The sequence below is a fragment of the Paraburkholderia dipogonis genome (assembly GCF_046027395.1).
Classification (GTDB): domain Bacteria; phylum Pseudomonadota; class Gammaproteobacteria; order Burkholderiales; family Burkholderiaceae; genus Paraburkholderia; species Paraburkholderia dipogonis_A.
Genome location: NZ_JAQQEG010000001.1, coordinates 219809 through 242584, shown reverse-complemented (window position 1 = coordinate 242584; position 22776 = coordinate 219809). Strand labels below are relative to the sequence as shown.

18 protein-coding genes are annotated in these 22776 nt (G+C 63.5%); 5 read left to right on the top strand and 13 right to left on the bottom strand.

The window, feature by feature from the left end; translation table 11 throughout:
• Positions 1-17 precede the first annotated feature (17 nt).
• Positions 18-1184: a DNA polymerase IV gene (gene dinB, locus PQR32_RS01075; RefSeq protein ID WP_408221734.1), complete on the top strand. Its 1167-nt coding sequence runs from the start codon at positions 18-20 to the stop codon at positions 1182-1184.
• Here dinB and PQR32_RS01070 read toward each other — a convergent pair.
• The 6 genes from PQR32_RS01070 to PQR32_RS01045 form a co-directional block, all read right to left on the bottom strand.
• Entirely contained in the window at positions 1151-2608 is a 1458-nt protein-coding gene (locus tag PQR32_RS01070) for a heavy metal sensor histidine kinase (protein WP_408221733.1), read from the bottom strand. The two genes, dinB and PQR32_RS01070, sit on opposite strands and share 34 nt — an antisense overlap.
• Entirely contained in the window at positions 2605-3291 is a 687-nt protein-coding gene (locus tag PQR32_RS01065) for a heavy metal response regulator transcription factor (protein WP_007176723.1), read from the bottom strand. Before PQR32_RS01065 ends, PQR32_RS01070 begins: the two co-directional genes overlap by 4 nt.
• A gap of 95 nt (positions 3292-3386) precedes the next feature.
• Complete coding sequence (locus tag PQR32_RS01060; RefSeq protein ID WP_408221732.1) at positions 3387-4883, bottom strand: efflux transporter outer membrane subunit; 1497 nt, start codon at positions 4881-4883, stop codon at positions 3387-3389.
• Positions 4880-6103: an efflux RND transporter periplasmic adaptor subunit gene (locus PQR32_RS01055; protein WP_408221731.1), complete on the bottom strand. Its 1224-nt coding sequence runs from the start codon at positions 6101-6103 to the stop codon at positions 4880-4882. The genes PQR32_RS01060 and PQR32_RS01055 overlap by 4 nt, the downstream gene beginning before the upstream one ends.
• Positions 6104-6138: 35 nt before the next feature.
• The gene (locus tag PQR32_RS01050) at positions 6139-9369 is read right to left on the bottom strand and encodes an efflux RND transporter permease subunit (RefSeq protein WP_408221730.1); all 3231 of its coding nucleotides are present in this window, start codon (positions 9367-9369) and stop codon (positions 6139-6141) included.
• Between the two features lie 323 nt (positions 9370-9692).
• Positions 9693-10127 carry a VOC family protein gene (locus tag PQR32_RS01045; RefSeq protein ID WP_012427720.1) on the bottom strand — a complete coding sequence of 145 codons (435 nt, stop codon included), beginning with the start codon at positions 10125-10127 and terminating at the stop codon, positions 9693-9695.
• A gap of 145 nt (positions 10128-10272) precedes the next feature.
• On the opposite strand from PQR32_RS01045, the gene PQR32_RS01040 reads away from it, so the two are divergent.
• From PQR32_RS01040 to PQR32_RS01030, 3 genes are all read left to right on the top strand, one after another.
• Entirely contained in the window at positions 10273-11157 is an 885-nt protein-coding gene (locus tag PQR32_RS01040) for a LysR family transcriptional regulator (protein ID WP_408221729.1), read from the top strand.
• A gap of 161 nt (positions 11158-11318) precedes the next feature.
• Positions 11319-11957 (top strand): LysE family translocator, encoded by a 639-nt coding sequence (locus PQR32_RS01035; RefSeq protein ID WP_408221728.1) that lies wholly within the window; start codon positions 11319-11321, stop codon positions 11955-11957.
• Between the two features lie 69 nt (positions 11958-12026).
• Positions 12027-12374, top strand: a complete 348-nt coding sequence (locus PQR32_RS01030; RefSeq protein WP_408221727.1) for a hypothetical protein — start codon at positions 12027-12029, stop codon at positions 12372-12374.
• Between the two features lie 45 nt (positions 12375-12419).
• Here the strand turns inward: PQR32_RS01030 and PQR32_RS01025 are convergent, their stop codons facing one another.
• The gene (locus PQR32_RS01025; protein ID WP_408221726.1) at positions 12420-14132 is read right to left on the bottom strand and encodes a SulP family inorganic anion transporter; all 1713 of its coding nucleotides are present in this window, start codon (positions 14130-14132) and stop codon (positions 12420-12422) included.
• A gap of 704 nt (positions 14133-14836) precedes the next feature.
• Here PQR32_RS01025 and PQR32_RS01020 point away from each other — a divergent pair.
• The gene (locus PQR32_RS01020; protein WP_408221725.1) at positions 14837-15694 is read left to right on the top strand and encodes a PA4780 family RIO1-like protein kinase; all 858 of its coding nucleotides are present in this window, start codon (positions 14837-14839) and stop codon (positions 15692-15694) included.
• 61 nt (positions 15695-15755) lie between these two features.
• On the opposite strand, the gene PQR32_RS01015 is transcribed toward PQR32_RS01020, so the two are convergent.
• The 6 genes from PQR32_RS01015 to PQR32_RS00990 form a co-directional block, all read right to left on the bottom strand.
• Positions 15756-16811, bottom strand: coding sequence for a LacI family DNA-binding transcriptional regulator (locus PQR32_RS01015; RefSeq protein WP_408221724.1), 1056 nt, complete (start codon positions 16809-16811; stop codon positions 15756-15758).
• A 50-nt stretch (positions 16812-16861) separates the two neighbouring features.
• Positions 16862-18025 (bottom strand): ABC transporter ATP-binding protein, encoded by a 1164-nt coding sequence (locus PQR32_RS01010; RefSeq protein WP_408221723.1) that lies wholly within the window; start codon positions 18023-18025, stop codon positions 16862-16864.
• A gap of 4 nt (positions 18026-18029) precedes the next feature.
• Positions 18030-18947: a carbohydrate ABC transporter permease gene (locus tag PQR32_RS01005; RefSeq protein ID WP_408221722.1), complete on the bottom strand. Its 918-nt coding sequence runs from the start codon at positions 18945-18947 to the stop codon at positions 18030-18032.
• Complete coding sequence (locus PQR32_RS01000) at positions 18947-19888, bottom strand: carbohydrate ABC transporter permease (RefSeq protein ID WP_408221721.1); 942 nt, start codon at positions 19886-19888, stop codon at positions 18947-18949. Before PQR32_RS01000 ends, PQR32_RS01005 begins: the two co-directional genes overlap by 1 nt.
• Before the next feature lie 9 nt (positions 19889-19897).
• Positions 19898-21136: an ABC transporter substrate-binding protein gene (locus tag PQR32_RS00995; RefSeq protein WP_408221720.1), complete on the bottom strand. Its 1239-nt coding sequence runs from the start codon at positions 21134-21136 to the stop codon at positions 19898-19900.
• Between the two features lie 61 nt (positions 21137-21197).
• On the bottom strand, positions 21198-22610 hold the full coding sequence (locus PQR32_RS00990) for a GH1 family beta-glucosidase (RefSeq protein ID WP_408221719.1): 1413 nt from the start codon (positions 22608-22610) through the stop codon (positions 21198-21200).
• Between the last annotated feature and the right edge of the window lie 166 nt (positions 22611-22776).

Genomic DNA, 22776 nt, shown 5'->3' with positions numbered 1-22776 from the left:
CCGTTTTTTTGCCACCCATGAGTTCTGCCAGCCGCCACATCGCGCACCTCGACATGGACGCGTTCTACGCGTCCGTCGAGCTTTTGCGCTATCCGGAACTGCGTGGCCAGGCGGTGGTGATCGGGGGCGGCCGTAACGGCGTGCCGCAAACACTCGAAGACGGCACGCGCCGCTTCGCGAAGCTGCGCGATTACGCAGGCCGCGGCGTGGTGACCACCTCCACTTATGAAGCCCGCGCGCTCGGCGTGTTCTCGGCCATGGGCATGATGAAGGCCGCCGTGCTCGCGCCGGACGCGATCCTGCTACCCACCGACTTCGACTCCTATCGCCACTATTCGCGCCTGTTCAAGGCGGCGGTCGCCACGTTTACAGACCGCATCGAAGACCGCGGCATCGACGAAATCTATATCGATCTGACTGAACTGCCGGGCGAGCCACAAGAGATCGCCGCGCGCATCAAGCAGGCGGTCAATCAGGCCACCGGCCTCACCTGCTCGATTTGCGTGGCGCCGAACAAGCTGCTCGCGAAGATCGGCTCCGAACTCGACAAACCCGATGGCCTCACCATCCTCACGCCCGCTGACATACCCTTGCGCGTCTGGCCGCTGCCGGTGCGCAAGGTCAACGGTATCGGACCGAAGGCCGCGGAGAAACTGACCGCGCTCGGTCTCGCCACGGTCGGCGATCTGGCGGCGGCGGACGCGGGGCTCTTGCAGGACCACTTCGGGCGCAGCTACTCGGCGTGGCTCATGCAGGTCGCGCAAGGCCACGACGAGCGGCCGGTGGTCGTCGAATCGGAGCCCAAGTCGATGAGCCGCGAGACGACTTTCGAGCGCGATCTGCATCCGCGTCACGACCGGCCGGCGCTGTCCAGTTCGTTTACCGGCTTGTGCGTGCGCGTGGCGGAAGATCTGGTGCGCAAGGGCTACATGGGGCGCACCGTGGGCATCAAATTGCGTTACGACGATTTCCGCACGGTCACGCGCGATCTGACGCTGGACGTGCCGACCGCCGACGCCGCCGAAATCCGGCGCGCCGCGACCGAATGCCTGCGCAGAGTGGAGTTGAACCGCAAGCTGCGGCTCCTCGGCGTGCGCGTCAGCGCGTTGACGCCGGCCAATGCGCTGCTGCCGCCGCGGCGTCTGCCGGTTCAGGCCGACTTGCCTTTCACCAGCGACGAATAACCGCTTCCCTCACCCGCCGCACTCGCGTTCGAGCGCGCCGCCGGCATGCCGGCTTCCATCGGCGAGACTGCCGCGACCGAGAATGCAAACGTATTAATGCCGTGCGCGCTTTGCGCCGACACGGTGCCGCGATGCATCTCCGCAATCGCTTTCACGATCGCGAGACCCAGCCCGTGGTTTTCGCGGCTGTTCGTGCGCGAGACCTCGGCGCGATAGAAGCGGTCGAACAGATGTTCGAGCACATCAGGCGCGATCGGCTCGCCGGGGTTGGCCACCGCGACACGTACCTGATCCTGGTCGCTCACGATCGTCACGCTGATCTGGGCGCCCGGTTCGCAATGCTGGATGGCGTTCATCAACAGATTCGTGCAGGCGCGGCCGAACAGCGAGCGGTTCACCCGCGCCATGGCGTCGCCACGCAGTTGCGCACGCACCCGCGCTTCTTCGAGCGGGATCTCCAGAAACTCCAGCGTATGCGCGACTTCCGCGGCCAGCGACGCGTCGATGAGGCCCGTCGCGCGTTCGCCCTGATCGGCGCGGGCGAGGAACAGCATGTCGTTGATGATCGCCCGCATGCGCTCGAATTCTTCGAGATTCGATTGCAACGTATGGCGCAGATCGTCGACCGAGCGATTGCGTGTCAACGCCACTTCCGTCTGGCCGATCAGAATCGTCACCGGCGTGCGCAGTTCATGGGCCACGTCCGCATTGAACGATTCGAGGCGGCCATACGCGCCGTCAAGCCGCTCGAGCGCACCGTTGAAGGAGTTGGCCAGGTCGTTCAGTTCGAGCGGCAGCGAGGCCGTGTTCAGACGCTGCGAGCGGTTGTTCGGGCTCACGGCGGAAGCGTCGCGCGTGAGGCGCGTGAGCGGCGCGAGGCCGAGCCGCGTGACCGAATAGCTGAGCAGCAGCACGCCGAGACTGCCCAGCGCTGACAGCGCGGCGAGCGCAAAGCCGAACACGCGCATGGTGCGCACGTTGGGCGAATAGCTCGAGGCGACCTGCAATTGCACCGCCGGGCGCGCGCCGTAGGCCGGAATCGTGGCCGTCGAGGTCAGCATGTCCTGCCCGCCGCCGGCCGGCGTCACGCGCGCATAGCCGCCCGCCCAGCTCGTGACCACCGAACCGTCGACCGGCGTGCCGTAATGGAAATACGGATCGGTGCTCGACACCGCGTACACCGTGCTGCCGTCGTGCGGCGTCATGTCGGTGAGCTTTTCGCGTGCCATGCGCCACTTTTCCGGCGTCACGGCGTGATAGACGATGATGCGCGCGATCTGCGTGCGATCGTCGAGCGACTCGCGCAGATGGTGTTCGAGCTGCGTGCGCAGCACCAGAAAGAGCCCCGTGCCGACCAGCGTGAACACGAACAGCGCGACGAACGCGAACATCAACGCGAGGCGCCGGGCAATCGAGCGGTTCATGACTGCTCCGCCTCTTCCCGCACTTCGAGCACGTAACCCATGCCGCGCACGGTATGCAGCAGTTTGGAGGGGAATGGGCCGTCGAGCTTGGCGCGCAATCGTTTGATCGCGGTCTCGACCACGTTCGTATGGCTGTCGAAATTGACGTCCCAAACGAGTTCGGTGATCGCGGTCTTCGACAGAATGTCGCCTTGCCGGCGCGCCAGCACGCTGAGCAACTGGAATTCCTTCGCGGTCAGATCGAGGCGCACGCCGTCACGGGTCGCGCGCCGTCCGATCAGATCGACGAACAGATCGCCGACGGAAATCAGCGTCGACTCCTGTGAGCGCGTGCGGCGCGCGAGAGCATGCAGCCGCTCGACCAGTTCGAGAAACGAAAAGGGTTTGGTGAGGTAGTCGTCGGCGCCTTCGCGCAGGCCACGCACGCGGTCGTTCACATGATCGCGCGCGGTGAGCATGATGACCGGCGTGGACTTGCGCATGCGCAGCGCCTTCAGCACGCTGAAGCCGTCGCGTTTAGGCAGCATCACGTCGAGGACGATCACGTCGTAATCGAATTCGGTGGCCAGATGCATGCCTTCCTCGCCGTCGAGCGCGACGTCGACGACCCACCCCTGTTCTGTCAAACCGGAGCGCAGGTAGTCCACCACCTTGTGCTCGTCTTCAACAATCAGCAATTTCATGCGCGTCCCCTTGTATGTGCATTATACGAAACGCCTTGCATTTCTCTTGCGCACCGCTTGTGTGCCGCTTTGACTGCTTCATGTTCTCCGGTAGCTCACCGCGCGGGAGCCATCGCCTCCTTCGTGTCGTTCGGCTGCGCGCCCGTGGGCGCATTCGACATGTCCGTGCCGACGTCCCAGCCGCCGCCGAGCGCCTTCACGAGCGAAACCGACAGGGTCATCTGCTGGCCATGAATCTGCACGTCCTGGCGCTCGCTGGTGAGCAGCGACTGTTGCGCGGTGATCACGTCGAGGTAAGCAACGAGGCCACCCGAATAGCGGTCGTTGGCGAGCGCGAGCAGATGCTGCGCATCGGTGACGGCCTCGCTCGACTGCTTCGCCGCGCCGTCCAGCACCGAGAGTCCGGTGATGCCGTCCTGCACCTGCTGGAACGCGGTGAGCACGGTCTGCCGGTAGTTCGCCTCGGTGGCCCTGTAGCCTTCGCTCGCGAACTTCACGTTGGCCGCGCGGCGGCCGCCGTCGAACAGCACCTGGCCGACCGCCGCGCCGAGCGTCCACATCAGCGTGGGCGCGCTCAGCAGACTGGCGAACTGCGTGCTTTCCCAGCCGATGCTCGGCGCCAGCGTGAGACTCGGGAAAAACGCCGCCTTGGCGACGCCGATCTGCGCATTCGCCGCGGCCATCGCGCGCTCCGCCGAGGCGACATCGGGCCGCCGCTGCAACACGTCGCTGGGCACGCCGAGCGGGATCGACGGAACCTGCACCGCGAGCACCTTGGGCTCAACCGAGAACTGCGGCGCGGGCACGCCGACCAGCGCGGCGATCGCATGTTCGAACTGCGCGCGCTGATTCAGCAGCAGTTGCGCCTGCACGCGCGTCGAGTCGAGCAGCGATTTCTGCTGCAGCACGTCGAGCCCCGACACTGAGCCGAGATCGTGTTCCGTGGTGACGTAGTCGAGCGCCTTCTGCTGCAGTTTCACCGACTGATTCAGTACGTCGATCTCGGCGTCGAGTTCGCGCAGCGAGAAATAGTCGGTGGCGAGATCGGTGGTGAGCACGAGCCGCGCGTTGGCGAGATCGTCGGCCGATTGCTGCGCGGAAGCCGCCGCGCCTTCCACTTCACGACGTATCCGGCCGAATAGATCGGTGTCGTAGCTGATGGTGGGGCCGAGCTGCACATTGTTCTGCACCGTCGACGTCGTGGGCGTGCCGTAATTCGTCTGCGGACGGTTTTGCGAAATCCGGAAGCGCGATCCCTGCGCCGCGAGATCGACTTCGGGAATCTGCTGCGCGCGGTTGTTCGCGAGCGTCGCCCGCGCCTGCTCGTAATGCGCGCTGGCCGCCACCAACGTCTGATTCTGCGCGAGCGCCTGCGTTTCCAGCGTGGCGAGCGTCGGATCGCTGAACGCGCTCCACCAGTCCGGCGAAATCGGCGCATGAGACGGCACGGCCACGCGCCAGTAGGAATCGGTTTGCCAGGTGGGCGGCACCTCGGCCTGCGGCCGCTGGTAGTCCGGCCCGACCGTGCACGCGGCCAGCAGCGCCGCGCCTGCCAGCGTGGTCAACGCACGGCATGTGGCCACGCGCTTCACGACGCCCCCTTGCCGTTGGCCTGCGGCTGCTGGATCTGCACGTGATCGCCGTCCGCGATCGAATCGCTCGGGTTGATGATGATCTTGTCGTTCGCCTCGATGCCGCTTTCGATTTCGAGCGACTGTCCGAGATCCTGCGCAATCACGATCTTGTGCAACTGCACGTTGCCCTTCGCATCGACTACCGCGACCCGCGGGCCTTCAGCGCGAAACAGCAGGGCGTTGCCCGGCACCATCAATTGCGCGCGCGCGACCGCCGGCACCGCGACCTGGACATAGGCGCCCGGCCGCAGTTTGTCGTCGGGATTCGGCAGCGTCACTTCGACCTGCAGCGAACGCGTCGGCACGTCGATCGCGCCGGAAATGTGCGTGATCGTGCCGTGGAATTGCTGACCCGGCAGTTCGGCCTGCGTCACCACCACCTTCTGTCCCACCGACACGTTTTGCGCATACGCCTGCGGCAGTTGCACATAGACGCGCAGCGGGTCCGACTGCGCGAGCGCGAACAGCGCGCGGCTCGTGCCGCTGCCCGCATCGATCAGGTCGCCGACATCGACATTGCGTTGCGTGACCACGCCCGCGAACGGCGCGACGATCCGCTTGAACGATTCGAGCTGCTGCAGACGCTTGACGTTGGCGTCGGCGGCGGCGAGGTTGGCCACGTCCTGCGTGTACGTGCTCTGCCGTTCGTCGAGTTCCTGCTGCGAGACCGCGTCGCGCTGGCGCAGTTGCTGCCAACGGTCCAGCGAGCTCCTGGCCAGGCCGAGGCTCGAACTGGTTTGCTGGCGCTGCGCCAAAGCCTGCGCGAGTTCCTGATCGATTTCGGGCGTATCGAGATCGGCGAGCAGTTGGCCCTGCTTCACTCGCGTGCCGATATCGGCGTACCAGTGCAGCAGATAGCCGGTGGAGCGCGCGAAAATCGGCGATTCGACGTAGCCGCGCAGCGTACCCGGCAGCAAGGTATTGCCGCCGCCTTCGGTCTGGGTCGGACTCACCACGTTCACATACTGCGTGGCGTTCTGCTTCGTGGTCTCCGCCACCGAATGGTTCTGCATGATGTTGGCGATCACGGTGCGCAACGCCCCGACGGCCAGCAGCGCCAGCACGATCCACATGGCGATTTTGGCGCGTTTCCATTCTTGATGGCGCGGTGGCAAGGCGTGGCCGCCTTCGGTCTCTCGCGCAGGAATCGCTAGCGATGCATGGGTTTTTTCGGTCATCTCAGTCAGCCATCTCAGTCAGCCGTCATTTAACTTTACGCGGGCTTGCCGGCGCCGCCGTGCTCGGGCGCGGGGTCGTCACCGCGGGAACCCGTGTGATTCGCGTCGCCATCGTCACCATCGTCGCGATGGCGGCGTGCGAGGCGGGAGTGAATCGCCGCGAACACCAGCGGCACGAAAAACAGCGTGGACACGGTGGCGAACAGCAAGCCGCCGATCACCGCGCGGCCGAGCGGCGCATTCTGCTCGGCGCCTTCGCCGAGACCGAGCGCCATCGGAATCATGCCGATGATCATCGCGAAGGCGGTCATCAGCACCGGCCTGATCCGGCTTGCACCGGCTTCGAGCGCGGCGGTCAAGGGCGGTGCACCAGCCGAGAGCCGCTGGCGCGCGAACGACACCATCAGAATACTGTTGGCGGTGGCCACGCCCATGGTCATGATCGCGCCCGTCAAAGCCGGTACGCTCAGGTGCGTGCCGGTCAGGAACAGCATCCACACAATGCCCGCCAACGCCGCGGGCAACGCGCTGACGATGATCAGCGGATCGACCCACGACTGGAAATTCACCACGATCAACAGGTACACCAGCACGATCGCCATCGCCACGCCGATGCCCAGACCGAAGAACGAACTGCGCATGGTCTGCACCTGGCCACGCACCGTAATCTGACTGCCGCGCGGCAGCGACGCACGCACGTTGTCCACCAGCTTGTCGACCTGATCCGCCACGCTCCCCAGGTCGCGCTTCTCGACGCTCACATACAGATCGATGACCGGCCTGATGTTGTAGTGCGTGACTTCGGCGAACTGCGTCTGCGGCGCGACCCGCACCAGGTTGCCGAGCAATTGCGTCGGGCCGTTGGCCGAACCCGACACCGGCGTGCGCAACAGTTCATCGATCGACGACACCTGATACTGCGGCGTTTGCACGGCCACGTTGTATTCCACGCCGTTGCGGTTGTTGAACCAGAAACCCGGCGACGTTTGCGAACTGCCCGACAACGAAATGAGCACGTTTTGCGCCACGTTGCTCGCGCTCAGATTGAGTTGCTGAAGGCGCGTGCGATCCATCTGAAGATTGATCGCCGGTTCATCCAGTTTCTGCTGGATGTGGGTGTCCACCGTGCCGGGAATCATGCGCACCTGTTTCAGCAGCTTGCGCGCAATGTCGAAGTTCCCCTCCTGATTCGCGCCGGAAATCTGCACGTCCACGGCAGCAGGCAGGCCGAAGTTGAGAATCTGCGTGACGATGTCGGCGGGCTGAAAGAAAAACTCGACGCCCGGAAAGCGCTGCGGCAGGATCGCGCGCAGTTTGTCCATGTAGATTTGCGTCGGCTTGTGATCTTCATTGAGCGCCACCTGGATCTCGCCGTCAAGCGTGCCGATCGTGCCCGCGTTGCTGTATGAGAGGTTGATACCGCTATAGGGCAAGCCGAGGTTGTCGAGAATGGTGCCGAGTTCTTTTTCCGGCACGACCTCGCGAATCACCTGTTCGACTTGATCCGCGAGACGCGCGGTTTCCTCGATGCGGGTGCCGGTCGGCGCACGCATATGCAGGCGAATATCACCGGCGTCCACGCTAGGGAAGAAGTCTTCGCCGAGCACGAAAATCAGGCCCATCGAGACAACGCAAAAACCGAGGAACACGCTGCCGAACGTACCCCGGCGCACCAGCACGCTGCTGAGAATCATGATGTAGCCGGCGCGCATGCGCTCGAAACCACGATCGAAGCGCTGATAGAGACGCATGAACAGATTCGGCTTCGCGCCCTGCTTCGGCTTGTGCGCGTGACCCATCAGCAGCATCGCGAGAGTCGGCACCAGCGTACGCGAGAGAATGTACGAAGCCAGCATCGCGAACACCACGGCTTCGGCGAGCGGCACGAACAGGTAACGTGCCACGCCGGTCAGGAAAAACATCGGCACGAACACGATACAGATACACAGCGTGGACACCAGCGCCGGGATCGCGATTTCGCCCGCGCCGTCGAGAATCGCATCGTGCAGATTCGTGCCCATATGCAGATGCCGTTCGATGTTCTCGATCGTCACCGTGGCATCGTCCACCAGAATCCCGACCGCCAGCGCGAGACCGCCGAGCGTCATGATATTGATGGTCTGCCCGAGCGCGTGCAGCGCGATCAGCGAGGACAGGATGGACAGCGGAATCGAGATCGCGATGATGCAGGTGCTGCGCCAGTTGCCGAGGAACAGCAGAATCATCGCGGCGGTCAGCGCGGCGGCGACCAGCGCTTCGCGCACCACGCCCTGCACCGCCGCTTTCACGAACACCGACTGATCGAACAATGGCGTGATCTTCAGATCCGGCGGCAACGCGGCTTGTGCATTCGGCAGCAGGCCACGCAGCGTATTGACGATGGAGAGCGTCGACGCGCTGCCGTTCTTGAGCACCGCCATCAGCACGCCGCGATGGCCGTCCTGCCGCACGATATTGGTCTGCGGCGAATAACCGTCACGCACATGCGCGACTTCGCGCAGATACGTGGTCGCGCCGTTGAGCGTGCGCACCGGAATATCGTTGAGCCCTTCCACCGTGGCCGGCGAGCCGTTCATGTTGATCGTGTATTCCTTCGGTCCGATCTTCGCTGTGCCGGTCGGCAGAATCAGGTTTTGCGCGTTGAACGCGCTGACCACATCGGATGGCGTCAGCCCTTTGGCGAGCAAAGCGCGCGTGTCCAGGTCGACCGAGATCAACCGCGACTTGCCGCCATACGGATACGGCACGGACGCGCCGGGAATCGTCACGAGTTGCGGACGCAGGAAGTTCAGCGCCGAGTCGTTGAGCGCCTGTTCGGAGAGCTTCGGGCTCGACAGGCCGAGCTGGATCACCGGAATACTGGAGGCCGAATAGCTGATCACCAGCGGCGGCGTCGCGCCCGGCGGCATCTGCTTGACCTGCGCCTGTTCGACGGCGACCGTCTGCGCGATCGCGGTCTGGATGTTCGCATTCGGCTGCAGGAACACTTTCAGGATCGTGATGCCCGCGAGCGATTGCGATTCGATGTGCTCGATGTCGTTGACCGTGGTGGTCAGACTGCGCTCGTTCACCGACGTGATGCGGTTGGCCATGTCTTCGGCCGACAGGCCCGTGTAGGTCCAGATGATACTGACCACCGGAATATTGATTTCCGGCAACACGTCGACCGGCGTGGTGAACAGCACGAACGGCGTCGCCAGCAAGATCAGAATGGCCATCACGATGAACGTGTATGGCCGTTTAAGCGCAACGTTGACGATCCACATGAAACGCGCCCGAATGAATGCAGGTAAGGGATGGGTGAATCAGCGCTTATGCTAGATCGGTAGCACCAACGCCTGCATGGCGCGAAAATGGCGGAATTGTCAGGAAGGCTAATGTAAGGAAAAGCAGCGCTTGAACTGCGGCGCGGTTTGCTGAAAAACAAACGTTTGATGAGCGAAGATAGCCGAGGTTGAGGCGTCGCTTCAACACGATGTCATGCGAGCGCGTCACAAGACATCGCATCGATCGATTTGCGCAAAGCAAATACTTCATCCACATTCAAAGCTTGGTCGATCACCGTCCATTTGCCAGATCGCTATCTGCGTTACTTCGCAAATAACGCCGACATATCCGCGAACGCCTTGAATTCCAGCGCGTTGCCCGACGGATCGAGGAAGAACATGGTGGCCTGTTCGCCGACTTCGCCTTTGAAACGTACGTGCGGCTCGATGATGAAGTCGATGCCAGCCGCTTGCAGCTTGTCCGCGGCGGCCTGCCATTGCGCCATCGACAGCACCGCGCCGAAGTGACGGACCGGCACGGCGTCGCCGTCGACCTTGCTGGTGTGACGGTGGCCGATTTCCTCAGGCGCGAGGTGCGCGACGATCTGATGGCCGTAGAAATTGAAATCGACCCACGCGTCCGAGCTGCGCCCTTCCGGACAGCCCAGCAGTTCGCCGTAGAACTCGCGCGCGGCGGCAAGGCTGTGAACAGGGAACGCCAGATGGAACGGCGGCAAGACGGTATCGGCAACGCTCATGATGGGGAAACTCGCTGATTGGAATTAGGTTGAACGTGCCAGCGCTTTGAAGGCCACACGCGTGAGGCAAAGTTTAACCATGACTAAAAATGGTGAAAAACGATATATATTTGATCTGACCATCACCAAAATCGATCAATCAATCATGCTGAGCGAACTCAAGACTTTTATCGCCGTGAGCCAGTACGGCACGTTTTCCGGCGCCGGCGCGCGCATCGGCCTGACGCAATCTGCCGTGAGCGCGCAGATGCAGCGGCTCGAAGAGGAACTCGGCTTCGCGCTATTCGACCGTACGGGCCGTTCCGCCACGCTCAACGACGCCGGCCGCGAAACGCTCGCGCTCGCCGAGGAAATGATGACGCTCTACGCGCGGCTCTCCGAACGCGGCGCGGTCGCGGCGGAAAGCGGCATGCTGCGGGTGGGCGCCATCGCGTCGGCGCAAGTGTCGTTTCTCGCCGACGCGCTCGCGCGTTTCCGCGACGACCGCCCCGGCTGGCGCATTCGTGTCGTGCCCGGCGTGTCGCTGGGCTTGTTGGGGCAAGTGGACTCCGGCGAACTGGATCTGGCCGTCATCATCAAACCACCCTTCGCGCTGCCGTCCGAACTCGAATGGCGCACGCTCGTCACCGAGCCGTTCGTGCTGCTCGTGCCCAAGGCGCTCACGCGCGGCAAGGGCGAGGCGCGGTCCTGGCGCGAACTGCTGCGCAGCGAGCCGTTTATCCGCTACGACCGCACCTCGTTCGGCGGCAGGCTGGTCGACCGGTTCCTGCGGCGCTCGCGGCTGAACGTGCACGACGTGATCGAGCTGGACGAATTGCAAGGGATCGTGCAACTGGTCGCGCGCGGCATCGGCGTGGCGCTGCTTCCGAATAGCGCGGGACTCGGCAAGTGGCCGGCCGGCGTCGTCACGCTCGAACTCGGCGAGGCGACGTTTCAGCGGGAAATCGGCCTCGTGCAGCGTCCGCGGCATAGCCGGCAGGCGGTGGCAGGCGCGCTGGCCGACTGCATCGGCGTGGCGGCGGGCGCGTGAGCCGCCGCGCGACTGTATGATCGTGCTGTTGCCGGAAAGGCCAACTGTATCTGTGAGAGTCACCCCGCCGCGCGCGAAAATCCCCTTTCACGCGACGCTTCGTACCCTTTACCCGTGCGCGCACCGAGCCGCACGCCTTGCCCGCCGCCGAGGTCCAGCCCATGATCGCCAGCACCTTCCTCACCGCCGATGTCCTGATCGCCTACAGCGCCTACTTCGTCGGTACGGCGAGCCCCGGGCCGAGCAATCTCGCGATCATGTCACTGGCGATGAGCTCGGGCCGCCGCTCCGCGTTGACCTTCGCGCTCGGCGTGGTGTCGGGTTCGTTCTTCTGGGCGCTACTGGCGTCGCTGGGTTTGTCGGCGATACTCGCCACTTACTCGCAATGTCTGGTGGCGATCAAGATCGCCGGCGGCCTGTATCTGCTGTGGCTCGGCTTCAAATCCGCGCGCTCCGCGTTTCGTCCCAAGGCGCTGCCCACGGGCACGGCGCGTGACAACGAACCACTCAAGCGTCTCTATCTGCGCGGCCTGCTGCTGCATCTCACCAATCCGAAAGCGGTTCTGGTGTGGCTGTCGATCGTCTCGCTGGCCATGTCGCCGGCCGGTGGCGCCTCGCATACCACGCCGGTGGTGCTCGGCTGCATGTGCATCGGCGTATCGGTGTTCAGCAGCTACGCCGTGCTGTTTTCGACCGCTTCCGCACGGCGCATCTACTCGGCGACCCGCCGCTGGCTCGACGGCTCGCTCGCGATCATGTTCGGCATTGCCGGCATCAAGCTGCTGACTTCAAAAACCTGAACGCGCTTCGAGGCGCCCGCTGCTCTGCGATACTGTCGCCGTGACAATTGAAGCGGATAGACGAACACGATGAGCGGCAGCAACGAAGTGAACCCGGCAGCGCAACGCTCGCCCTGGCAGAAGCGGCTCTATATGGCGGGTGTCGCGGCGCTGGTGATCGGCGTGATTCTGGCCGTGATCATCTATGCGACCACGCCGCCGCCGGACAGTGCCGTCTCCATGTACAGCGTGGCCGATCCGCGCTATCAGATCGAATTGCAGCGCATCGGTGGCAACGCGGCGGTGCTGATGGCGCAGCTGCATCAGTGGTTCGACGGACTCTGGCACGGTACGGCGCTCGCTTATACGGTGGCCGTGCTGGGTGCCGTGATCGCGGGTGCCTGCTTCTTAGTCGGTTATTTCTTCGCTGACGAATAACCACAACGCGAAAAGCTCCCCGTCGCCCTTCGCGTAAACCAGCGCTTACGTGGCCTCTTTCACGTGCCGGTCGGGCTTCTCCACCCCGGCGGTGCGCAGCGCCTCGTGCAAAGTGTTGAAAATGCAAGTTTCCTCGACGATCGGCGTGATGCCGTGCCGGTCCATATCCGAACGCAAATAGCGGTTCACGCGCGCGAAGAGCACCTCGATGCCTTCGCTTTTCAACGTCTGGATCAACTCGCCGATCGAGCGCGAAGCCGAATAATCGATGTCGGTGATCGCGCTCGCGTCGATCACGAAGCAGCGCACCTTGCTGGGGGCGAGGTCGATCAGGTGGCGAGCGTCGTCGACGAAAAAGTGGTCGTTCGCGTAAAACAGGTCGGCGCCGAAGCGGTAGACGATCAGGCCCGGCGCGGTCTGAATGCCGGGCACGGCGGGCACCGGAACCCAGACGCCGTCGTCGCCGGGCGCGAGAATCATCGTGTGCGGACGGTAGCTGTGGCGCACGTGCCGCAGCAGCGACAACGCCACCGCCACCAGAATGCCGTGCTCGACGCCGATCAGCACCACCGCCGCCGCGGTGAACACGGCCAGCGCGAATTCACCGGGACTTTCGCGGCGAATCGCAAACAAGGTCTTCAGATTGATCAGCCCGATGGCGATCGTGAACACGATGCTGGCGAGAATGCAGTGCGGCAGATACTGCAAAAAGCGGCTGAAAAACAGCAGCACCGCAACCACCACCGCCGCGAAGACCAGTTGCGCGAACTGGCTGCGCGTGCCCGCGAGATCGGCCATGGCGGTTTGCGTCGGGCTGCCGTTCACCACGAAGGCGCCTGAAAACGCCGCCGCCGCGTTGGCCGCGGCGATGCCCAGCAGGTCGGCGTTGGTATCGACAGGTTCGTGATGACGTTCGGCGAACACGCGGCTCGCGGCGGCGCTTTGCGCGACGATCATCACGAAGCAGGAAGCGGCCACGGGCAGCAAATCGAGCATCTGCTGCCATGTCACCGATGGCATGGAGAGCGGCGGCAAGCCGCCCGCCACCGGACCGAGCACGGCTATACCGTGGGCTGGGAAATGGTACAGATCGCTCGCGGCGATACCCGCGACGACCGCGATCAACGGCACCGGCACGCGAGGCAGAAAGCGTTTGCACGTCAGAATGGCGACGACCACCAGCAGCGAAATGGCGAACGTCGGCCGATTGATCTGTGTGGCTTCGCGCACCACCAGCACGAGCTGATCGACACTGCGCGCGGCTTGCCCGGGCAAGCCGAACATGTCGCCGAGCATCGCAATGCCGACCTGCACGCCGACCCCGGCGAGAAAGCCGACCAGCACGGTGCGCGACAGAAAGTCGGCGAGAAAGCCCAGTTTGAAAATCCGCGCGATGAACAGCAAGGCTGCGGTCAGCAAGGCGACCATTCCGGCGAGCGCGGCATATTCAGCGCTCGACGCCGGCGCCATGGTGGAGAGCCGGCTTGCGAAGATCGTCGCGGTCGCGGAGTCGGCGGCCACGACGAGGTGGCGCGAGGCGCCGAAAAACGCAAAAGCGATGAGTGGCAGAAAGACCGTGTACAGACCCGTGACGGCCGGCATGCCGGCAATACGCGCGTAGCCCAGCACCTGCGGAATATCCATCGACGCAAGCTGTACACCGGCCAGCGCATCGCGCGCCGCCGCGGCACGGTTCAGAGGAAGGATGCCTTTCAGCACGCCGGCGCGCGCCGTGATATTCGCCAGAAAATCTCGCATACGCGATACTGCCCTAATCCAGGTTATCGCGCATCGTGCCGCGCCTCGGCACTCAAAGGCAAGGCTTGTAGCGAAATCGGCTAAATAAGAGAACAACCCGGCACGCGCCCGAATGGCGCTGCGGAAAACACCCAGCCGACGGACTCAACGCTTGAACTGTCCCGTCACCGGATCCACGTGCCGCGCGAAACCAACCAACGCGGCGATGCAGATCGGACAGGCAATGAAGAACACGGCCAACATCTCGCACCCCGTAACATATTGTTACGCCCAAGTTTAAGCGATCGGCATGCGAATTGAATGCGGGAAAACAGCAAATCACTGTGTCGGTGGCTACAACAATCTCGCTTAAGTCCGCGATCGTCCGCGTCGAGATATCAGCGGAAAAGGCGGCATAAACCGTAGCGGAGCGTACGTTCCACGGCACATGCGAAACGCAGACGGTTGCGAGCTCATTCAGCCATCACGATCGAAAATCGGCGTTCCTTTTCACCGTCCAGCAATTAGACGAACGCTTCTAGCGGTTCGAGTGCGGGTTGAAATCATCAGGCGAGAAGCGATCGAGTTCACGGCCCAGGTTATGGCTGTTTCCATGGTGCACGCGGTCTCCCCGTATAATCCCGCATGACCCGAATTCCGCATCACCTGCCCTCGCAACCGGCCGCTTATCGCCGCCGCGCCGCCCACCGCCCTTCGGCGGTCGCATGAAAACCCCGAAACGTCTGCTCCCGCTGGTCGAAGAAGGCCTGATCGACGAAGTCATCTGCCAGTTGATGAGCGGCAAGGAAGCCACCGTCTATGTAGTGCGCAGCGGCGACGCCACGCGCTGCGCGAAAGTCTACAAGGACGCGAAGCAGCGCAGCTTCCGCCAGGCCGCGTCCTACCGCGAAGGCCGCAAGGTCAAGAACAGCCGCCAGCAACGCGCGATGGAAAAAGGCAGCCGCTATGGCCGCGAAGTGCAGGAACAGGCCTGGCAGAACGCCGAAGTCGACGCGCTGTTCCAGCTCGCCAACGCGGGCGTACGCGTGCCGCAGCCTTTCATCTGCACCGACGGCGTATTGCTGATGGAGTTGGTGACCGACGCCGACGGCAATGTCGCGCCGCGTCTGAACGATGTCGAGCTGACGGAAGAACGCGCGCTGGAATTGCATGCGCTGCTGGTGAATCAGGTGGTGCGCATGCTGTGCGCCGGCATGATTCACGGCGATCTGTCCGAATACAACATCCTGCTTGCCGCCGACGGCCCGGTCATCATCGACCTGCCGCAAGCGGTGGACGCCGCCGGCAATCTCGAAGCGCCCGCCATGCTCGAGCGCGATGTGAACAACCTCGCCACGTATTTCGGCCGCTTCGCGCCGGCGCTACTGGAAACCAGCTACGGCAAAGAAATCTGGGCGCTCTATGAAGCGGGCGCGTTGCATGTCGACGCCGCGTTGACCGGCCACGTCGCCTTGGATACCACGCCGATCGATCTCGAAGCCGTGCTCCAGGAACTGGAAGATACGCGGCTCGACGAAGAAGCGCGCCTGCGCTACGAGCAGTCGCTGCGCAGCGGCACCTGAGCCTGAGCCGCAAGTCGAGCTGCGAGCGGCCACCGGAGCAACGCCGCGCCACGAGCCAAAGCTACGACGTGCTGCTCAATCGCGCTGCCTTGACGACGCCGGCCGCCCCACCTTTCGCCGGCCCCACCGACTCACGCATCGTCACGCTCACCGGAAACTCGCGGAAAATCTCCCACGTGGTCCGATAGCACTGGTTGACCAGCCAGCGCACGGCGTTCTGCGTCAGTTCCGCGGTCGGAATATGCACCGAGGTGAGTCCGGGCGCGGCATACGCGGCCGAATAATCGTCGTCGTAACCGATCACCGAGACCTCGTCGGGAACCGCAATCCCCAGCTGATGAAAACGCGCGAGCACGCTCACGGCCATCGTATCGTTCGCGCAGAAAATGCCCGTGAAGCGCCGCTTCGCGTCGAGCAGCTTTTGCGCGGCAGCGTAGCCGCCTTCGGGCGAGAAGTCCGATTCGATCAGCGTGACGTCGTCGCGTGCAATACCCTCGCGCGCCAGTTCGGCGAAGAAGCCATCCAGACGCGTCTGGTTGTCCGACGCAGTGAAAGGCCCGGAAATCACCGCGATGTCGCGGTGCCCGTGATCGAGCAGTGTGCGCGCCGCCAGCTCGCCGCCACGGTGATGGTCGGCGCAAAACGACGCCTCCGGCAACTGATCGAACGCACGGTTCAGAAACACCATTTTCGGGTGCATGCGGTGCAGCATGATCAGGTCTTCGTCGTGCAGATCGTGGCTGATCACCACCACGCCGTCGCAATCGCGGCCGATCAGAAAGCGCACCGCCTCGATGGCCTGCTCGCGCGGCGAGACTTCTCCGCAGCCGGTCGCCACCACCACGTGACGGCGCACCGCGCGCAGTTCGGTATCGGTCTGCTTGAGAATCGTGCCGTAATAGGAGCCGAAGAAAGTCGGCACGAAAATGCCGACCATGCCGAGCGACTGCGTTGCCATGGCCCGGCCGATGGAAGACGGACGAAAGTTCAACTGTTCGATGGCCGCCTTCACGCGCGCGGCGGCATCGGCTGAGATGGGTCCTTTACCCGAAATGGCACGCGAGGCGGTCGACATGCCCACGCCGGCCAGTGCCGCGACATCTTTGAGTGTTGCCACGCGGATCTCCGTCAAGCATGTTGTAATTTCAGTGACGCCGCGTGCCGGCGCTACAAACGCGCGCCGCCCGCTTCGTCGAACAGAGAGACATGGGTACTGTCGAACGAGAACGCCGCGGTGTCCCCTATCGCCAACGGCGTCTTCGTCTGGTCGATCGACGCGACCTGCACTCCATGATAGTCGAGCCAGATGACGCGGTGGTTGCCCATCGGCTCCACCAGCGAAACTTTTGCGTGCTCGCTCGCACCTTCGGCCAACCGCACGTCTTCGGCCCGCACGCCAAGCACGCACGGCAACGCGTTGACCGGCGCGGTCTTGAACGGGTACGCCGACACGTCGAGCCGCCAATGCTCCGTGCAGAAGTGGAGCGCGCCGTCGCGTGTTTCGAGGGTACCCTTGAGTAGATTCATCGCGGGCGTTCCCAGAAACGTCGCGACGAACAGATTGTCGGGGCGCGCGTAGACTTCGGCGGGCGTGCCGAACTGCTGGATCACGCCGCCGCGCATCACCGCCATGCGGGTGGCGAGCGTCATCGCTTCGACCTGATCGTGCGTGACGTAGATCATCGTCGCGCCCAAACGCTGGTGCAGTTGCTTGAGTTCGCGGCGCAGTTCGGTGCGCAATTTGGCGTCGAGATTCGAGAGCGGCTCGTCGAACAGGAACACGTCGGCTTCGCGCACGATTGCCCGGCCGATCGCCACCCGCTGCCGTTGGCCGCCTGAGAGCTGCGCCGGCTTGCGCTTGAGCAGCGGCCCGAGTTGCAACATCTCGGAGGCGCGCGCCACGCGGCGCGCGATCTCCGCCTTCGGCGTGCCGTTGATGCGCAAGGCAAACGACAGGTTGCGCTCCACGCTCATGGTCGGATACAGCGCGTACGACTGGAACACCAGCGCGATACGCCGGTCTTTCGGGTCGGCCCAGGTCATGTCTTCACCGGCAATCTCGATGGTGCCGTCGGTCACGTCGATCAATCCGGCAATGCTGTGCAGCAAGGTGGACTTGCCGCAGCCGGACGGTCCGAGCAGCACGACGAATTCGCCGGCTCGCACGTCGAGATCGAGGTTCTCGATCACCGTGTTCGCCCCCAGCCGGATGGTCAGGTTGCGCACGGCCACGTTGGCCGGATTCGTGAGACCCGCCGCGTCCGCCGCGTCGGGACTGCTCGCCACGCCCGCCATGTCAACGGCGTTTGCCAGATTAGCCACGTTTGTCATTGCCCTATCCCTTGACGGCGCCGGATGCAATGCCGCGCACAAACCAGCGGCCCGAAACGAAGTACACCGCGAGCGGCACCATGGAGGTCAGAATGGTCGCCGCCATATTGACGTTATAGAGGCGCTCCCCGGTTGTCGTATTGATGATGTTGTTCAGTTGCACCGTCATCGGCAGGTTTTTGGTGCCGGCGAACACGAGGCCGAGAATGAAGTCGTTCCAGATGCCCGTGACCTGCATGATGACCGCCACCACGATGATCGGCGTGGACATGGGCAGCATCAGTTGCACGAAGATACGCCAGAAGCCGCCGCCGTCGATGCGCGCCGCCTTGAACAGCTCCTGCGGAATCGACACGTAGTAGTTGCGAAACAGCAGCGTCATCACCGGCATGCCGAAAATGGTGTGAATCACCACGATACCCGGCAGCGAACTGAACAGATGCACGCTCGCCAGCACACGCACGAGCGGATAGACCATCACCTGCACGGGAATGAACGCGCCCATCAGCAGCACGCCGAACAGCAGGCCGGCGCCGCGCGGGCGCCAGAACGACAGCGCATAGCCGTTCACCGCGCCGATCGCGATCGACAGAATCGTGCTCGGCACGACAATGCGCACCGAATTCCAGAAACCGACCTGGATGCCGTTGCAATCGAGCCCGGTGCACGCGGACTGCCACGCGGCGCTCCACGCGCTGAGCGTGAAATGCGCGGGGAACGCCAGCAGATTGCCGAGGCGGATCTCGCTCATCGGTTTGACCGAGGTGACGAGCATCACGTAAAGCGGCAGCAGGAAGAACAGCGCCGCCGTCAGCAGAAACGCGTAGACGCCAAGGCGCGCCGGTGTGAACGCACGATGGCGGCGGCGCTGATGCGCGCGGCCGGGCGTCCCGCCTTTGAGTGGCGAACTGAGCGTGTTCATCACACTTCCTTGCGCAAGACCGCGCGGCTGCGGGCGTAGAAGAACGGCGCGAGAATCGCCAGCACGGTGGCCAGCAACACGATCGACGCCGCCGACGCGAGCCCGATATTGGCGCGGCCGAACAGATAGTCCATGATGAACTTCGCCGGCACTTCGCTCGCCGTGCCGGGGCCGCCTTGCGTCATCGCGACCACGGCGTCATAGAGCTTCACGACCATCACGAACAGCAGCACGAAAGCGGTGGAGATCGACGGTCCGAGCATCGGCACGACGATGCTGGCGTAGACGCGCCAGCGCGGAATGCCGTCGATGCGCGCGGCTTTCCACAACTCGTCGTCGATGCCGCGCAAACCCGCGAGCAACAACGCCATCACCAGACCCGACGCCTGCCATACCGTCGCGATGACGATCGTGTAGATCACCCAGTCCTGATCGACGATCCAGTCGAAGCGTGCGTGCGCGAAACCGAGCTTGTGCAGCACGGCCTGCGCGCCCAGTTGCGGGTTCAGGATCCACTGCCAGACGAGCCCCGTCGCCACGAACGACATCGCATACGGATAGAGAAACACCGTGCGCAACGCGCCTTCCGCGACCACGCGCTGATCGATGAAAATCGCCAGCAACAAACCGATCACCATGCACGCCACGATAAAGCACGCGCCGTAGATCACGATGTTTTGCAGCGACAGCAGCCAGCGGTCGTTATTGAAAAGCCGCGCGTATTGCGTGAAGCCCGCGAAGTCGCCGGAAGGAAACGTGCGCGAATTGCTGAGCGACACGCGCGCGGTCCAGACCATCGTGCCGAGATACGCGAATACGACGGTCAGGACCATCGGCAGCAGTGCCAGCCACGCCGCGAGCGGAAAACGCTTTTTGAACGGCTTCTTCAGCCGCGCTTGACGTGTATTCGACCCGCCGGCCGGCAGCTTGAGCGCATGCATGCTGCGCACCTAACTCTTCAACGCACTGGCGAACGCTTTCTGCGCGTCGTCGACCGACTGGTTCTTGTTCCAGAAGTTGGTGATGACGTCGATCAACGCGCCCTGCGTGTCAGGCGAAAGTAGCATTTCCGGATTCGGCAACTGGCGCGACTTGTCCTTCATGATCGCAATGCCCTCCTTCGCGCAGATGTCGAGACTGCTTGCGTCCACATCGGGACGAATCGGAATCGAGCCTTTCTTCGCGCTGAATGCGACCTGCGCGGCGGGCGATGTCATCACCGTGGCAAGCAGATTCTGCGCCTTGATCGTGGTGGGATTGTCCGTTTTCGGGAACACGAACACGTCGCCCGCGACCAGATACGGCGAATGCGGACCGAAACCCGGGAAGCAGCCGAAGTCCTTGCCCGCGCTCTGATTGGCCGCCGAGAATTCGCCCTTGGCCCAGTCGCCCATGATCTGCACGCCAGCCTTGCCGGAAATCACGAGCGCCGTGGCGTCGTTCCAGTTGCGGCCGGGCGAACCGACATCGACGAAATCGTGCAGGCGCTTGAATGACGCCAGCACTTTCTTGAACGCGTCCGACTTCACGGCGTTCATATCGCGATCGCGGTACACCTTCAGATAAAGATCGGCACCGCCCACATCCGCCAGCACCGCGTCGAAGGTGATTTTCTCCTGCCAGGGCTGGCCGCCGAGCGCGAGCGGAATCACGCCCGCGGCTCTGAGCTTGCCGAGATCGGTGATGAACTCGTCATAGCTTTTCGGCTCGCCGGCAATGCCCGCTTTCTGGAACACCGGCTTCGAGTAGAAGAACCAGGCCGGCATATGGATATCGACGGGCGCAGCGTAGTAATGCCCCTTCACCTTGATGCTGTCGACGATCGACTGCGGAAACACAGCGTTCCAGTTCTCTTTCGCGGCGACGTCGTCGACGTTGTTCAGCAGGCCCTGGTCGATCAGGTCGTGAAACTGCTTGGACGTATTGAACTGCGCGGCCGTGGGTGGATCGCCGCCAACGATCCGGTTGATCGCCGTGGAGCGCGCCTGATCGGCGCCGGCCACCGCATTGTCGACCCATTGGCCGCCGGCCTTGTTATACGCATCGGCAAACTGGCGAATCGCGGCCGACTCGCCGCCCGAAGTCCACCAGTGAATCACGTTGGCCTTCAAAGGCTCCGCCTGCGCGACGACGCCATACAACGCCAGTGCCGCAACCACGCCTCGCAAGACCATTTTTTTGCTGTTCATTCCGTCTCCTCCAGGCTTGGCGCCCGTGTTTCAAGTCGACATGCCAACCAGCTCGCACCCGTTATTCACTGCGTGCTTTGCGCTCCTTCAAAAATTTCGACACCAGTTCCGCACTGCGTTTGATCGTACGCTTCTGGGTAGCGTAATCGACATGTACGACACCAAAGCGACGCTCGTACCCGAAGGCCCACTCGAAGTTGTCCATCAGCGACCAGAGGAAATAGCCGCGAATCTCCACGCCGGCCTTGATCGCCTGGTCGACCGCGGCGAGATGGCGCTTGAGGAACGAGATGCGCTGACTGTCCTCCACCTGGCTGTTGATCACCTTGTCGTCCGACGCCATACCGTTTTCGGTGATGTAGATCGGCGGCAGGTTTGCGTATGTGGCCTTGAATCCCGTCAACAGATCGCGCAGGCCGTCCGGATACACTTCCCAGCCCATCTGCGTGCGCTCCACGCCTTCGAGCGGCACGTCGCTGAAGCCGTGCGCGCCATCGCTTGCGACATTCGTGCGGAAATAATAGTTGATGCCGAGGAAGTCCAGCGGCGCGGCAATGGTTTGCATGTCGCCGTCGAGCACCAGCGGTTCGGTGCCCGGCCACAACTCGAACAGATCCCGCGGGTAGCTGCCCTTGAGAAGCGGATCGAGAATCCACGCGTTGTGCTGCACCTCGAACAGATGCGCCGCACGCTGGTCGGCGGCGCTCTCGCTATTGGCCGTGCCGCGTCCGATGTTGGCGACGATGCCCTTCTGCGACGCCGGATCGTTGGCGCGCAACACCGGCACCGCGAGACCGTGCGCAAGCAGCAGATGATGCATGGCCTGCGTGGCATAGCGCGCGTCGGCCAGACCCGGCGCGTGGTGGCCGTTGCCGTAGCCGAGATAGGCCGAGCACCAAGGTTCGTTGAGCGTCATCCATGCGTCGACGCTGCCGGCCAGTTCGCGGCTCATCAGGTCGGCGTAGTCGGCGAAACGGTAAGCGGTGTCGCGATTGAGCCAGCCGCCGCGATCTTCCAGATGCTGCGGCAAGTCCCAGTGATACAGCGTGACAAAGGTCGTGATGCCCTTCTCTTTCAGCCGTGCCAGCAGACGTTTGTAGAAGTCGAGCCCTTTGCGGTTCGGCGCGCCGCCCGCATCCATCACGCGTGGCCAGGCGATCGAGAGCCGGTAGCCTTCGAGGCCAAGCCCGGCCAGCAGGTCGACGTCCGCTTCCCAGCGATGATAGTGATCGCAGGCCACCGCGCCGGTGTCGCCGGCCAGCACCTTGCCAGGCGTCGCCGAGAACGTGTCCCAGATGGACGGCAGGCGGCCGTCCTCGTTCACCGCGCCTTCGATCTGATATGAAGCGGTGGCTGCGCCAAGCAGGAAGTTCTTGCGCCACAGCGACGAGTCCGCGGGCGGGGTGAAAGGATCGGCGAGTGATGAAGACTGGGGAGAGAGAGCGTCGGATACAGCGGATGCGTCGTTTGCCACGGATTTCTCCTGTCGATCAGAGTTGGCGCTTTAGCGCCTTACTCTGGTCCCATGCAAGTAGTTGCTGCGCTGAGGTCGTTGAACCGGGTATGGGCGGAAGTCCAGGCGCACCCGGGTCAGAGACTCGAGTGGAAGCGCTTCCACAAGACCAGCGAACGATAGCAGC